This is a genomic window from Sphingomonas sp. LC-1, assembly GCF_025371035.1.
Taxonomy (GTDB): domain Bacteria; phylum Pseudomonadota; class Alphaproteobacteria; order Sphingomonadales; family Sphingomonadaceae; genus Sphingomonas; species Sphingomonas sanguinis_E.
In genome coordinates this window covers 117,458-131,997 of record NZ_JANZXB010000002.1, presented here as the reverse complement: position 1 = coordinate 131,997, position 14,540 = coordinate 117,458, and the positions used below count along the sequence as shown (strand labels likewise).

Sequence of the window (14,540 nt, the reverse complement as noted above, 5' to 3'; positions counted from 1 at the left end):
ATGAGCGTGGCGGCGGCAAGAGCGATGGGAGCTCTGGCATCAATGACGGCGCTGGTCTGGAGCCTCGCCGCCTCCGCGCAGACGGCACCCGCCACCCCGACGGCCACGCCCCCCGCGACACCCCTCGGCCCTATCAATGCCGATCTGCCGCCGGGTGGCGACAGCTATCGCCGCGCGATCGTACAGACACCGGTGGTCGCGCCCAACTGGACGCTGTCCGCCTGGGTCCAGCCGCGCGGCGTCATGGGCAAGGGCACCACCATGCTGATCGGCGGCTTCGGCGATCCGACGCGGGGGCCGCGCCGCTATCTGGCGCTGGTCGACGGACAGCCCGCGCTCGTCACCGAAGCGGGGGTGGTGCAGGGCGGCGGCACGGCGGATCGCAACAAATGGACCCATATCGCGGCCAGCTATGACGGGAAGGTCGTTCGCCTGTTCGTCAACGGACGGCAGGTGGTCCAGCGCGGCCTGTCGCTGGAACCGGTAACGGGCGTGGCGACGCTGGCGCCGCGTAGCTATCAGCCGGTCTTCGCGGGCAAGGTCATCGATTTCCGCATGGTGCGCGAGGTGGTCGATCCGCTGACCATCCGCGTCGCCGCGCGGCGCGCCCCCGATCCGGCCAGGATGGCGCTCCAGACCGGCAGCCCGAACTGGCCCTATCAGGTTCGCCAGATGCAGGGGCAGACGGCGCCGCAGGATGCCTGGACCCTTCCCCAGTCCAAGGCCCCGATCCCGACCAGCGGCACGGCCAGGCCCGAGCCCAAGGATCCCGCGCTGGTCTCCACCGCGACCGGGCAATGGGCGGTGAATGGCTGGCGGCTGATCGAGGCGGCCAAGGTCGGCCCCGGCGGCGCGGACCTGTCACAGGGAAGTTTCGACGCAAGCAAATGGTATGCCGCGACCGTGCCGGGCACGGTCCTGACCACGCTGATCGATCGCGGCGTCTATCCCGATCCGGCGGTGGGGCTGAACAACCTGTCCATCCCCGAGACGCTGGCGCGGCAGGATTATTGGTATCGCACCGAGTTCGATACGCCGCCCGAGGCCGCCGGGCGGCAGATGTGGCTGACCTTCAACGGCGTGAACTATTCGGCCGAGGTGTGGGTCAATGGCCGGATGGCGGGGACGATGAAGGGCGCGTTCATCCGTGGCCGTTTCCCCGTGACGCTGGCCGCCGGGCGCAACGCCGTCGCGGTGCGGGTCTCGCCGCCGCCGCATCCGGGGCTCGCGCATGAGGAATCGATGACGGCGGGCGTCGGCGAGAATGGCGGCGTCCAGATGCTCGACGGCCCGACCTTCGTCGCGACCGAGGGCTGGGACTGGATTCCCTCGGTCCGCGATCGCAACACCGGGCTGTGGCAGGGGGTGACGCTGGCCGCGACCGGCCCGGCGGTGATGGGCGACCCGCAGGTCGTCACCACGCTCCCCAAGCCCGACAATTCCGTCGCCGATGTCGAGATTGCGGTGCCCGTCACCAATAACGGCCAGACCCCGGTGACGACGACGGTGCACGCGGTGTTCGACGATGTGGTCGTCGAAAAGCCGGTCACCGTGGCACCGGGACAGACGATCCGCGCCGTCCTGTCGCCCGCCGAGTTCCCGCAACTGTCGGTCAAGAATCCGCGTCTCTGGTGGCCCAATGGCTATGGCGATCCGGCGCTGCACGATCTGGCGCTGACGGCGGCGGTCGATGGTGCGCTGTCCGATTCGAAGGCGCTGCGCTTCGGCATGCGGCAGGTCAGCTATGACCTGTCGTTGTTCGACGATGACGGCAATCTGGAGCGGGTGACGCTGGACCTCAACCGGGTGCGCGGCAGCCAGCGGGTGGTGGACACCAGCCATGCCGGTATCCGCAAGACGGCAAATGGCTGGGCGATGAGCTTCACCCCGGGCGGCGACCAGTCGGCGGCGGTGACGAAGGTCGCCGACGATCCGCGTCTTGCTCCCTATCTCGTGCTGCGCGTCAACGGCGTGCGGATCGCGGCGCGTGGCGGTAATATCGGCATGGACGATTATAGGAAGCGCGTCGACCGCGCCCATCTGGAGCCGTTCTTCCGCCTCCACCGCGACGCGCATCTGAATATCATCCGCAACTGGGTGGGCCAGAATAGCGAGGAGAGTTTCTTCGATCTGGCCGATGAATATGGCCTGATGGTCCTGTCCGACTTCTGGGAGTCGACCCAGGATTACAATATGGAGGCCGAGGACCCGCAACTCTTCCTCGCCAACGCCGCCGATGTGGTCCGCCGGTTCCGCAATCATCCCTCGATCATCGCCTGGTTCGGCCGGAACGAGGGCGTGCCGCAGCCGATCCTCAATAGCGGGCTGGACACGCTGCTGCGCGCCGAGGACGGGACGCGGCTCTATATGCCCTCGTCCAACGCGGTGAACCTGCAAGGCTCGGGGCCGTATAACTGGCGGCCGCCGGTCGAATATTTCACTGACCATGCCAAGGGTTTCTCGGTCGAGGTCGGCACCCCCTCGCTGCCGACGCTGGAGGCGTGGAAGCGTGCCATTCCGGCCGAGGCGGATCGCTGGCCGATCGGCGATGTCTGGGCCTATCATGACTGGCACCAGACCGGGAATGGCGCGGTGAAGAGCTTCACCGACGCGCTCGAACGCCGTTTCGGCCCCGCCACCGGCCTGGAGGATTTCGAGCGCAAGGCGCAGATGATGGAGTATGAATCCTATCGCGCCATCTTCGAGGGGATGAATGCCGGGCTCTGGACCGAGAATTCGGGGCGGATGCTGTGGATGACGCAACCCGCCTGGCCGTCCTCGGCGTGGCAGATCTTCTCGTCCGACTATGACACCCACGCTGCCTTTTACGGGGTGAAGAAGGCCGCCGAGCCGATCCATGTCCAGATGAACCTGCCCGACCACCGCGTCGTCCTGGTCAACAACACCCGCGACGCGCTGAAGGGCGTGCAAGTGCGTGCCAAGATCGTCGGACTGGATGGCCGGGCCGAAGGCGAGCAGGAGGCGAAGGTCGCCGCCAATGCCGAGGGGGTGACGCCGGTGCTCAACCTCGACCTCGGCTCGGCGATGAAGCGTGGGCCGGTGCTGGTCCGGCTGGAGGCGAGCGATGCGGGTGGGCAAATCCTGTCGACCAACAGCTATTGGCAGGCGCCGGACGATGCGGGCTACCGTGCGCTGACGACGATGGGCGCGGCGACCGTCACCGCGACGACCAGCCTTCAGGGGCAGGGCGACGAGACGACCGCCAACATCACCCTGACCAATAGCGGCACCGTCCCCGCGATCGAGACCAAGCTGACCGTGATGAACGCGGACGGCAGCCAGGTGCTGCCCGCCTATTTCAGCGACAATTACATCACCCTGTTGCCCGGAGAGACTCGCGTGATCGAGATTCGCTATCCCACGGCCAAGGCGGACAAGCCGAGCGTCACGCTTCGCGGCTGGAACGTCACCGCGATCGCGGCGGAGCTGCGCCCGTGAGCCGCCTGTCCCTGGCCGCATTGCTGGCGCTGACCCTCGCCACGTCCGCCTCTGCGCAACAGAAGGAGACGGACGGCCAGCGCTGGGCGCGCGAATGGGAAGAGCGGTTGCACAACGACTTCGCCTATCTGGCGCGCTACCGGGACGATAATGCGAAACTCGGCGCGCCCGTGGCCGGACAGCCGCGCGTGGTCTTCATGGGCGATTCGATCACCGAGGGCTGGGTCGGCAAGATGCCGCAATTCTTCACCCCCGGGCGGGTCGGACGCGGGATCAGCGGACAGACGACCTCGCAGATGCTGCTCCGTTTTCGACAGGATGTGATCGACCTGCATCCGACGGTGGTTCAGATCATGGCGGGCACCAACGATATCGCGGGCAATACCGGCCCCACGACCGATGCGCAGGTGCAGGGCAACATCATGTCGATGGTCGAGCTGGCGCAGGCCAACGGCATCCGCGTGATCCTGGCTTCGATTCCGCCCGCCGATCATTTCGAATGGAAACCCGGCGTGAAGCCTGCCCCGCGCATCGCCGCGATGAATGCATGGGCGAAGGATTACGCGGCCCGCATTGGCGCGACCTATGCCGATTACTGGTCGGTCCTGCACGTCGGCGACGCGCTGAACCCGGCCTTCGGTACCGACGGCGTGCATCCCAATGCGGCGGGCTATGCCGCCATGGCCCCGGTCGCCGATGCCGCGATCAAGCGCGCTTTGGCCAAGCCTCAGCCACGTAAGATGCGGTAGTTCAGCCGCGCGGTCGCGATCGGTTTCTCGCGATCCTCCTGCCACGCCGTCGCCTCGACATTGGCGACCCGCTGGCCGAGGCGCAGGATGGTGCCGACCGCGCGCGTTGGGTGATCGCGGCCGGTGCGCAGATAATCGGTCGTCACCGTCACCGGCTTGATCCGGCCGCCGCCCTCGCTGGCCAGCCTATGGGTGAGCGCGGCGATCCCCGCCACCTCCAGCAGCCCCGCGATCGCCCCGCCCTGGAGCAGTCCGGGCCAGCCCATGACATGGTCGCCGAACGGCATGACTAGGTGCGGAGCATCATCCACCCAGTCGATCGAGCAACCGAGCCATTCCGCATAGGGCGGCAGGACCATCGCATGCCCGATCGCGGTGCGGGGCATCGTCATGGCTTCATCCCCATGAAGGTGCCCGCGACATGCGCGACGGGATCGCCCGGATCGCCGTCATGCGCGATGCCCCGGACAAAGGCGACGCTGCGGGTGATGCGATAGCATTCGCCCCGTCCGATCACCGTCCGCTCGGGGACTGCGGGGCGGAGATAATCGACGCGCAGGTCCAGCGTCACATGCGCCTCGAAGCGCCCACGCTTCAGCCAGACGGCGACGCTGGTCGCCATGTCCATCATCGCGACGATCGGGCCGGAGGCGATGACCCCGCTCGCCGGATCGCCGATCAGCCGTCGGTCATAGGGCAGCGCGAGTTCCGCCCAGTCTTGCCCATGCGCGTGATAGGCGATCCCCAGATGCCGGCCATGCCCGCCGCCCAGGCCGCCCATCGCGACGAAGCGTTCCATATCGAACCCCATGGTCCGATGGTCTACACGAGCGCAAAGCCAGTGCAAAAGGAGAGCGATATGCGGGACCGGGTGGCCATCGAGGTGGCGGGCGGCGTTGCCGATGTCCGGCTGGCGCGGGGCGAGAAGCTGAACGCGATCGACCGTGCGATGTTCGACGCGTTGGCCGAGGCGATCGCGACTCTCGCGGCCCGCACCGACCTGCGCGCCGTCGTGCTGTCGGGGGAGGGGGAGGGGTTCTGCTCCGGCCTCGACATGGCGGCGATGGCGGGGGGCGATCTGGCGGGGCTGGACCTGTCGGCCCGCGACTTCGGCCCGGCGAATCTGGTGCAGCAGGTCGCCTGGGGCTGGCGGACGCTGTCGGTGCCGGTGATTGCGGCGGTCCACGGCGTCGCCTTTGGCGGCGGGACACAGATCATGGGCGGCGCGGACATCCGGATCGCGCACCCCGCGACGCGCTTCGCGATCCGCGAGGTGCATTGGGGGATCGTTCCCGACATGGGCGGCTTCGCCCTGTGGCGCGGTGTGCGCGAGGATATATTGCGCGAATGGGTCTATACCGCGCGCGAATTCGATGCGGCCGAGGCGCTGGCGGCGGGGTTCGTCACGCGGTTGGCGGAGGACCCGAGGGCCGAGGCGCTGTCGCTCGCCCGCAGGATCGCCGAGCGTAGCCCCGATGCGGTGCGCAGCGCCAAGCGACTCTTCGGCGCGATGGCGACCACCGAACCGGCGACGATGCTGGCGATGGAAAGCGCCGAGCAGGTAGGTCTGATGAAGGGCGCGAATCACCGCGAGGCGGTGCGAGCAAATATGGAGCGGCGGCGGCCGGATTTTCGCGATTCGTAATACCCAGGATTCCTCCCCTGCAAGGAGAGGAATTGTGAAGCCTCTGCCGGGGGGCAACGAAAAAAGGGGAGCCTCTTTCGAGACTCCCCTTCAAAACCATCCGGTTCGCGGGAAGATTACTCCGCGGTCGCCTTCAGGATCTTGCCCGGATTGCGGGGCGGCTCGCCCTTGGGGAGCGCATCGACATGCTCCATGCCGCTCTCGACCTGGCCCCAGACGGTGTACTGGCGGTCGAGGAAGCGCGCGTCGTCGAAGCAGATGAAGAACTGCGAATTGGCCGAGTTCGGGTCGTTGGTCCGCGCCATCGAGCAGGTGCCGCGCACATGCGGCTCGGCGTTGAATTCCTGCTTCAAGTTCGGCTTGTCCGAACCCGACATGCCGGTGCCGGTGGGGTCGCCGCCCTGCGCCATGAAGCCGGGGATCACGCGGTGGAACACGACGCCGTCGTAAAAGCCTTCATTGGCGAGCCCGCCGATGCGCGCGACATGCTCGGGCGCGAGGTCGGGGCGCAGGGTGATGACGACATCGCCGCTGTCGAGCGTCAGGGTCAGCTTGGAAAAAGTCTCGGCCATAAGGGTCTTCCTTGGTTGATGCCCCGCAGGTAGGGATTCCTGTGCCCGCTGGCAAATCCAGGCGCCTCTCTATAGAGGCGTGACACCGCGTTCATCCACGATCGAGGGAGGCCGAGATCAGCGACACCGAACTCCCCGAACTGGAAACCGAGACCCCGCTGCCCGAGACGCAGCTGGACGAGGACGACCGGCTGAAGCCTGAATATGTGACGGCCGTGCTCGACGCGCTGGAGGCGGGCGACGACGAGGGTGCGCGCGCGCTGGTCGAGCCGCTCCACCCCGCCGACATCGCCGACCTGTTCGAGCTGGTCGGGGACGAGGAACGCGTCAACCTGGCGCGTGCGGTCGCGGATTTGCTGAACGGCGACGTCTTCGCCGAGATGAACGACTATGTGCGCGAGCAGCTGATCCAGGCGCTCGAACCGCATGAAGTCGCCGACATCGCCTCCGAACTCGACACCGACGACGCGGTGGCGATCATCGAGGACATGGACGAGGACGAGCAGCGCGCGGTGCTGCGCGCGCTCGACCCCGACGACCGCGCCGCGATCGAGGAGGCGCTGTCCTTCCCCGAGGAGTCCGCTGGCCGCCTGATGCAGCGCGAGCTGATCGCGGTGCCTGAACATTGGACGGTGGCCGAGACGATCGAGTTTCTGCGCGACGACGAGGAACTGACTACCGATTTCTGGGAAATCTTCGTCGTCGATCCCGGCCACCGCCCGATCGGCACCTGTCAGCTTTCGTGGATTCTTCGCGCGCCGGGCCAGATCGTGATCGGCGATGTGATGAAGCGCGAGCAGACGCTGATCCCGGTCGACATGGACCAGGAAGAGGTGGCGCTGCGCTTCCAGAAATATGCGCTGATCTCGGCCGCGGTGGTCGATGGCAGCGGGCGGCTGGTCGGCATGATCACGGTCGACGATATCGTCCACATCATCCAGCAGGAAGCGGGCGAGGACGTGCTGCGCCTGTCGGGTGCGGGCGAGGGCGACATCAACGAGCCGATCCTCGACAGCTACAAGAGCCGCGTCCGCTGGCTGCTTGCCAACCTGATCACCGCGATGGTCGCCTCTTCGGTGATCGCCGCGTTCGAGGGGACGATCGCGCGGATGGTGGCGCTGGCGACGCTGATGCCGATCGTCGCCGGGGTCGGCGGCAATGCGGGGACGCAGACGCTGGCGGTGACGGTACGCGCGCTGGCCACCAACCAGCTGACCCGATCCAACACGGCGCGTGCGATCATGCGTGAAATCCGCGTGGCGATGATGAACGGCGTCACCGTCGCGGCGGTGATCGGGGTGGGGGTGAGCCTGGTCTTCGGCAATCCGGCGCTGGGCATGGTGATCGCGGCGGCGATGATGACCAATATTCTGGTCGCGGGGCTGGCGGGCGTGCTGGTGCCGGTGACTTTGGATCGGTTCGATGCCGACCCGGCGGTGGCGTCGTCGGTGTTCGTGACGATGACGACCGATTCGATCGGCTTCCTGGCGTTCCTGGGACTGGCGACGGCGGCCGGGCTGACGGGGTAATCCTCCCCGTGCCGGGGAGGAATTTTGCGCTCCGATCAAAACTATGGCGGTCATGCTTCACCATGCTTATGGTGCACCCCCGCGCAGCCGGGGGGCCGCGTATATCCACCACCCGCCCCAAAGCGGCCCAGTTAAGCAGCGCGCATGAATCGTTTCGCCATCGGTATCGCGGGTATTCTTGTTATTCTGGGCATCGCGGTTGCCCTCTCCACCGATCGCCGCGCCATCCGCCCGCGCGTCGTCGGCGCGGCTTTCGCGTTGCAGGCCGGGATTGCGGTGCTCGTCCTCTATGTCCCCTGGGGCAAGAAGGTGCTTCAATGGCTGTCGGGCGGCGTGGCTGGGCTGCTCGGCTATGCCAATGAGGGGACGAAGTTCCTGTTCGGGGCGCTGGCCTCCGACCCGCTGGGCCGGAATTTCGCGATCCAGGCGCTGCCCGTCATCATCTTCTTCGCCGCGCTCGTCTCGATCCTTTATTATCTGGGGATCATGCAGCTGGTCGTGCGCTGGCTGGGCGGCGCGATCGAGAAGGTGATCGGCGTATCAAAGGTGGAGTCGCTCTGCGCGGCGGCCAACGTCTTCGTCGGCCAGTCTGAATCGCCTCTCGTCATCCGCCCCTATCTGGCGAGCCTGACCCCGGCGCAGTTGTTCACCGTGATGACCAGCGGCATGGCGGGCGTGGCGGGCACGATCCTGGCGGCCTATGCCTCAATGGGCATCTCGATCGAATATCTGCTTGCGGCCAGCTTCATGGCGGCGCCCGGTGGCATATTGATGGCCAAGATCATCATGCCCGACCGGATCGAGCCGCCCGTGGGCGAATTGCCCTTGGAGGACATGTCAGGTGAGGATCGGGACATCCGCCTGGCCGCCAGCCGCCGGATCGGCCCTGGGCTCGGCTTAGCGGCCCTGCCCAGCGAGGGCGCGGCGGGCGAGCCTCTTCCCGAAGCGAGCCATGACGAGGAAAAGCCCGCCAACATCATCATGGCGGCCGCGCAGGGCGCGCAGACCGGCGTGAAGCTGGCTGTGGCGGTCGGCGCGATGGTGCTGGCCTTCGTCGCGCTGGTCGCGCTGGCGAACGGGTTGCTCGGCGGCCTGGGCAATCTGATCGGCATTCCGGGGCTCAGTTTCCAGGCGCTGCTGGGTTATGTGTTCCAGCCGATCATGGCGCTGCTCAACGTGCCGTGGAACGAGGCGGGAATCGCGGGCGGGCTGTTCGGCGAGAAGATCGTGCTCAACGAGTTCGTCGCCTATATCGACCTGGGCAAGCAGGCGGCGCAGCTGTCGCCGCGCACCGTCGCGGTCGTGACCTTCGCGCTGTGCGGTTTCGCCAATTTTTCATCGATCGCGATCCAGATGGCGGTGACGGGCAGCCTCGCCCCCAACCAGCGCCCGACCATCGCGCGCCTCGGCATCCGCGCGCTGATCGCGGGGAGCCTGGCCAATCTGATGTCGGCGGCGCTGGCGGGGTTGTTGATCGCCTGACGTCCATTCGGGGTTGATCCAGCGCGACAGGGCGTTATGGCGCGCCCTGTCGGTTGCCAGCGTGGCCGACCAACACAACAGGATCATAATGCCCCGATCTAGTCCCTTGTCCGGCGACGAGGACAGTAGACGCTTCGGCGTCCACGTCTTTGCCGACCGTCTGACGGGCCTGACGGGGTCGCCGATAGCGGCCCGCTAAAAGCCGTTCCTCGCCGACCTTCCGCCGGGCTCGACCATATGAACCCGAAGGAGGTCCGCCATGACCCGTACCATGTTCCGCGCGCATATCCGCGCCCAGTCCCTCGCCACCGTGATGGCGAGCGTCCCGCGCGAGCGCGCACGCCTGCTCCGCGCGCTCGCGTCCACCCGTCCGCAGACGATCCGTCGCACCCGCCCATCGGTCTGATGCTGCGACCCCGGCACGCCTGACGACCGATCCTCCCCATACTGGATGGGGAGGATCTGGGGCTCACCGCGTCGGGACGGGCTCCGCGCCCGTATAGTCGTAGAAGCCGCGCTTGGTCTTGCGGCCATACCAGCCCGCCTCGACATATTTGATGAGCAGCGGGGCGGGGCGGAATTTGGGATCGCCGGTCCCCTCGAACAGCACGCGGGTGATCTCCAGGCAGGTGTCGAGCCCGATGAAATCCGCCAGCGTCAGCGGGCCCATGGGATGGTTGAGCCCCAACTGACACGCCGCATCGATGTCGGGGATGGTCGCCACGCCCTCGCCCAATGCGAAGATCGCTTCGTTGATCATCGGCATCAATACGCGGTTGACGATGAAGCCCGGCGCGTCGTTTGCGTGCACCACGCGCTTGCCCAGTTCCTGCGCGAACGCCTCGACCCTGGCGACCGTCTCGTCCGAGGTGGCGAGACCCCGGATCAACTCGATCAGCCCCATGACCGGCACGGGGTTGAAGAAATGCACGCCGACGAACCGCCCCGCATCGGGTGCCGCCTGCGCCAGCCGGGTGATCGGGATGGAGGAAGTGTTGGTCGCCAGGATCGCGGTGTCGGATAGCCCCTTGCCGACCTCCTCGAAGATCGCGCGCTTGACGGCCTCGCGCTCGGTCGCGGCCTCGATCACCAGTTCGCACGACCCCATGGCGGAAAGGCTGCCGACCGGCTCGATCCGTGACAGCAGCGCATCGGCGTCTGCCCGAGTCGTCTTTTCCTTGATCACCAGCCGGTCGAGCGCCTTGGCGATTCCCGCCTTGCCCGCTTCGGCCCGCTCGGCGGAGACATCAGCCAGCTTGACCGAATAGCCCGCCGCCGCCGACACTTGCGCAATGCCCGCGCCCATCTGGCCGGCACCGATCACGCCCACTGACTTCATCGCGACACTCTCCTTATTCTTTGACAGTCGCCCTATCCGTTTCGGAACGTCACCGCCAGCAAAGGGGTTGGTCCATCATGATTCGCAGTGCCGCTTTTACGATCCTGGCCGGGCTGGCGATGCCCGTCATGGCGGCGACACCCGATACGCCGACGCCCGCCAGACTGAAGCTGTTCCGCGACTGGATCGTGACATGCGACAATGGCGGCGGGTGCGAGGCGGCGTCGCTGTCGTCCGAGGACGGCGCGTTGCAGGATGCGGGCTTGCTGATCCGCCGCGCGGCCGATGGGACGCTCGCCGTGAAGGTGGCGGACATGACCGGCAAGGCGAAGGCGGCGACGATACGGATCGACGGACGATCGGTCGCCACCGTCACGCTGCCCGAACAGGCCGAGGGCTGGCTGCGCGGGGCGTCGGCCGACACCCTGCTCGCCGCGATGGTCAAGGGACGCCGCGCCGCCATCCTGACGCCGGAGGTCAGATCCGTCTCGCTGAACGGGGCCACCGCCGCCCTTCGCTATATGGACGATCGGCAGAAGCGGGCCGGGACGAGGGGCGCACTGGTCGCCCGGGGAAGCGCCCGCTATCGCGGCCGGGCGCCCATCCTGCCGGTCGTGCGGGTGGTGACGCCGCCGCCGGGCGCGGCCCCGGCGATTCCCAATGCGGCGCTCAACGATATGCGACGGCGGCTCGACTGCCGGAACAGCCTGGGCAGCCCGGTCAGTGCCGAGGCCTATCGGCTGGACAGGCGATCGACGCTGGTGCTGCTATCCTGTGGTGCGGGGGCGTATAATTATCTGGTCAAGCCGCTGATCTGGCAGGGCGGGCGACTTGCACCTGCGACGTTCGACTTCGCCTTCCCCTTTGCCGAGGAGGCGAAGCGAGGTGGCGCGGTGACCCTGGTCAACAGCGAATGGTCGCCGACCGGCCGCCTGTCGAGCTGGGGCAAGGGACGCGGCCTGGGCGATTGCGGCGATCGCCAGCTTTTCGGTTGGGACGGGACACGCTTCCGCCTGCTCGAAGCGGCGAGCATGACCGAATGTCGCGGCGCGATCGACACGCTGACCGTCTGGCGGACGCGTCCCATGGCCATGGCGGCGCGATAGGCAAGGGAGACAGGATCATGCTCGAACATCTGCCCGCCTGGTTGGGCAAGGCGATGAGCGGCTGGCGCGCCGGGGTCGAATCGATCGCGTTGGTGCGGCCCGAACTGGCGCCGCCCGCCGCCCTGTCGCTTCACAGCCCGGCCTTTGGTGACATGGCGCGCCTGCCCGAGCGCTTTACCGCCGATGGGGAGGGGGTATCGCCGCCGCTGGTCTGGGGCGATCCACCGAGCGGAACGGCGATGCTCGCGCTGCTGGTCGAGGATGCCGATGCCCCCACGCCACAGCCGCTGGTCCATGCGATCCTGTGGAAGCTGCCGCCCCATGCCGGGGAATTGGCCGAGGGCGCGATCGCGCCGGACGGAACCGGAACCCCCGATGGCGGGGATGTCGGGCGTAATTCCTATCTGGGCGAAGGCTGGTTGCCGCCCGATCCGCCGCGCGGCCATGGCGAGCATCGTTACGTGTTTCAGCTCTTCGCGCTGGATCACATGGTCGAGATGGACGGCACGACGCCGGGGCGCAGTGCGCTGGTCGAGGCGATGGCGGGGCATGTGCTCGCCGCCGGGGTGCTGACCGGCACCTATTCGCGGGAAGAGGAAGCACCGGTGGGCCCGGTCGGTGCGGTGGCTCCCGCCTGATCGTTCGGAAAGGGACGGTCGGGCATCGGGACAGGATCGCCCGACCGCGCCTTGAAAGGCCGCGTCACGCGTCAGGCGATCGGAAAGATCGGCGCGGCGCTGGTGATGGCAAGACCGGCGAAGACGATCGCGCCGAAGCAGGAAACGAGGATCTGGCGAGCCTGGAACGAATTGAACATGGTGAAACTCCCTTGATGATCCGGTCGTCCAACCATTTGGCGACCGATACCAGACGCTTTGCAGGGAGCGTGCCAATTCAATAAGCGACAGAAATCAGGGCTTTTTAATTTCCGGCGGGTCAGGTTTGGGAATCTGCGCCAGCGATAGTGCGGATTTTACGCCATGACGTGGCGGAAAATCAGCTATCGGCAACGGCGCGGTCGCGACCCTCGTTTTTCGCGCGATACAAAAGCGCATCGGCCCGTGCGAAAAGCGTTTCCTGCGTGTCATCCGGACGAACGGCAGTGATCCCGGCCGAGAAGGTGATCGGCCCCAGCGCTGCTCCGGTCTCCCGCACCTTCATCTGCCGTCCGCGCAGTGTATCGCGGGCCCGCTCGACCAGCGTGAAGGCTTCCGCATCGGTCAGGTGCGAGATGAGGATGGCGAACTCCTCGCCGCCATGACGGCTGACCAGATGCCCCTTGCATTCCTCCGCCAGGATATTGCCGATCGCCAGCAACACCCGGTCGCCCACCCCATGGCCCTGTTCGTCGTTGATCCGCTTGAAACGGTCGACGTCGCACAGGACGAGGTGACAGCGATGCCGCGCCTGGAAGCACTGGACGAGCGCTTCGTTGAAGCCCAGTCGGTTGGCGAGCCCGGTCAGCGGATCGCGCCGGGCCGCCGCCCGCGCCTCGGTCAGCTTTTCGCGGAGCGTCTCCGCCTCGGCCGTCGCCCGTTGCAGCCGGTGTTCGGAGGCGTGGATCCGCTTCAGCATCTCGCCGGTCAGCGTCGCCAGCGTGGACAGGCCGATCGCGTCGCCGCGCTGAAGCTCCGCCGCGTTGCGCGCCAAGTCGACGCCGAAGGCCGAGGTATCCTCCTGAATCGCGCGAATGACTGCCGCGAAGGTCTCCACCTGATCCTGGGTCTGTTCGGCGAGCGCGGCGGTCTGCGCCTCGGCGGTGGGAACGGCCAGGCGGATCGGGGCGGGTCGTGGCGGTGGTGCGGCTACGGCGCCGGGCTGGCTCGCGGCCTGTGGCCCACCCAGTCGCGAGATGTCGTCGCGATGCAGCCGCACGCCGCCATCGATCAGGGCCGCCACGGCGCGCGCCAGATTGCCATTCGGCTCGGTCATGATGGCATGGACGAACGCGTAATGCGCCGGATCGGGCGACAGGCGGTGGTCGCTCAGGAAGCGGCCGATCCGCCGATACAGGTCGTCGGTCGCGTGGGCCGTGCCGCCCGCGCCCGCTTCAAACGGATCCCCCAAAGCCATGGAACGCCCCCCCGGCATGTTCGGGTCAGCGACGGCTCTTGAGATCGCGCACAGCCGCCAGCGTCGTGGCGACATGTTCGGCCGGATTCATGTCGTCGTGGACAAAGGCGATCTTGCCGTCGCGACCGATGACATAGCTGGTCCGCGAGGTGATATCGCGCCCTTCCATCTGGCGGCCGAGCGCGACGTCATAGCCCTTGACGATGGCGGGCCCTGCGCTGGCCACGGGGAACTTGCCCGCGCATTCGGCCTTGGAAAAGGCGGCGAGCTTGTCGACCGGGTCGGCGGACATGCCGATCACGCGGGCGCCGGCGGCGCGGAAGGCGTCGATCTTCTCGGCAAAGGCGCGCGCCTCGGCGCTGCATCCGCTAGTGAAGGCGGCGGGGAAGAAATAGAGGACGACCGGTCCGTGGCGCAGCTGGTCCTTCAAGTTCAGCGTGAAGACCTTGCCCGCCACCGCGCCGCGCGTGGTGAAGTCGGGGGCCGCCGCTCCCGGACGGAGGGCAGCCGCGGCGGGAACGGCCGCCATCGCCAGAAGAACGCCGAGCATCACGCGCATCACTCTACCCCTACAAACTTCTCCAAG

General features: G+C 67.3%; 14 protein-coding genes. 8 read left to right on the top strand and 6 right to left on the bottom strand.

Annotated features, from left to right (window positions below; translation table 11 throughout):
- The first annotated feature begins 42 nt into the window (after positions 1-42).
- Positions 43-3,459: a glycosyl hydrolase 2 galactose-binding domain-containing protein gene (locus NZL82_RS03380; protein ID WP_261268369.1), complete on the top strand. Its 3,417-nt coding sequence runs from the start codon at positions 43-45 to the stop codon at positions 3,457-3,459.
- Entirely contained in the window at positions 3,456-4,208 is a 753-nt protein-coding gene (locus NZL82_RS03375) for an SGNH/GDSL hydrolase family protein (protein ID WP_261268368.1), read from the top strand. The genes NZL82_RS03380 and NZL82_RS03375 overlap by 4 nt, the downstream gene beginning before the upstream one ends.
- Here NZL82_RS03375 and NZL82_RS03370 read toward each other — a convergent pair.
- Positions 4,187-4,600 (bottom strand): PaaI family thioesterase, encoded by a 414-nt coding sequence (locus NZL82_RS03370; protein ID WP_261268367.1) that lies wholly within the window; start codon positions 4,598-4,600, stop codon positions 4,187-4,189. The two genes, NZL82_RS03375 and NZL82_RS03370, sit on opposite strands and share 22 nt — an antisense overlap.
- Entirely contained in the window at positions 4,597-5,019 is a 423-nt protein-coding gene (locus tag NZL82_RS03365) for a PaaI family thioesterase (protein ID WP_261268366.1), read from the bottom strand. The genes NZL82_RS03370 and NZL82_RS03365 overlap by 4 nt, the downstream gene beginning before the upstream one ends.
- A 48-nt stretch (positions 5,020-5,067) precedes the next feature.
- Between NZL82_RS03365 and NZL82_RS03360 the strand changes: the two genes are divergently transcribed.
- Positions 5,068-5,853 (top strand): crotonase/enoyl-CoA hydratase family protein, encoded by a 786-nt coding sequence (locus tag NZL82_RS03360; RefSeq protein WP_261268365.1) that lies wholly within the window; start codon positions 5,068-5,070, stop codon positions 5,851-5,853.
- Positions 5,854-5,969: 116 nt separating this feature from the next.
- On the opposite strand, the gene NZL82_RS03355 is transcribed toward NZL82_RS03360, so the two are convergent.
- Entirely contained in the window at positions 5,970-6,425 is a 456-nt protein-coding gene (locus NZL82_RS03355; protein ID WP_261268364.1) for a peptidylprolyl isomerase, read from the bottom strand.
- Between the two features lie 116 nt (positions 6,426-6,541).
- Here NZL82_RS03355 and mgtE point away from each other — a divergent pair, with 116 nt between their 5' ends.
- From mgtE to NZL82_RS03340, 3 genes are all read left to right on the top strand, one after another.
- Positions 6,542-7,954, top strand: coding sequence for a magnesium transporter (gene mgtE / locus NZL82_RS03350; protein WP_261268648.1), 1,413 nt, complete (start codon positions 6,542-6,544; stop codon positions 7,952-7,954).
- 144 nt (positions 7,955-8,098) lie between these two features.
- Positions 8,099-9,436 carry a NupC/NupG family nucleoside CNT transporter gene (locus NZL82_RS03345; protein WP_261268363.1) on the top strand — a complete coding sequence of 446 codons (1,338 nt, stop codon included), beginning with the start codon at positions 8,099-8,101 and terminating at the stop codon, positions 9,434-9,436.
- A 259-nt stretch (positions 9,437-9,695) separates the two neighbouring features.
- A complete protein-coding gene (locus NZL82_RS03340) occupies positions 9,696-9,842 on the top strand; it encodes a hypothetical protein (protein WP_261268362.1) in 147 nt (48 codons plus the stop codon).
- 63 nt (positions 9,843-9,905) lie between these two features.
- Here the strand turns inward: NZL82_RS03340 and NZL82_RS03335 are convergent, their stop codons facing one another.
- Positions 9,906-10,775 (bottom strand): 3-hydroxyacyl-CoA dehydrogenase NAD-binding domain-containing protein, encoded by an 870-nt coding sequence (locus NZL82_RS03335; RefSeq protein WP_261268361.1) that lies wholly within the window; start codon positions 10,773-10,775, stop codon positions 9,906-9,908.
- 77 nt (positions 10,776-10,852) lie between these two features.
- Between NZL82_RS03335 and NZL82_RS03330 the strand changes: the two genes are divergently transcribed.
- Entirely contained in the window at positions 10,853-11,881 is a 1,029-nt protein-coding gene (locus tag NZL82_RS03330; protein ID WP_261268360.1) for a DUF1176 domain-containing protein, read from the top strand.
- A gap of 17 nt (positions 11,882-11,898) precedes the next feature.
- Positions 11,899-12,519: a YbhB/YbcL family Raf kinase inhibitor-like protein gene (locus tag NZL82_RS03325; RefSeq protein ID WP_261268359.1), complete on the top strand. Its 621-nt coding sequence runs from the start codon at positions 11,899-11,901 to the stop codon at positions 12,517-12,519.
- Positions 12,520-12,877: 358 nt separating this feature from the next.
- Here the strand turns inward: NZL82_RS03325 and NZL82_RS03320 are convergent, their stop codons facing one another.
- Both NZL82_RS03320 and NZL82_RS03315 read right to left on the bottom strand, forming a co-directional pair.
- Positions 12,878-13,954, bottom strand: coding sequence for a diguanylate cyclase (locus NZL82_RS03320; RefSeq protein ID WP_261268358.1), 1,077 nt, complete (start codon positions 13,952-13,954; stop codon positions 12,878-12,880).
- A 25-nt stretch (positions 13,955-13,979) separates the two neighbouring features.
- On the bottom strand, positions 13,980-14,513 hold the full coding sequence (locus tag NZL82_RS03315; protein WP_261268357.1) for a peroxiredoxin: 534 nt from the start codon (positions 14,511-14,513) through the stop codon (positions 13,980-13,982).
- Positions 14,514-14,540: the final 27 nt, after the last annotated feature.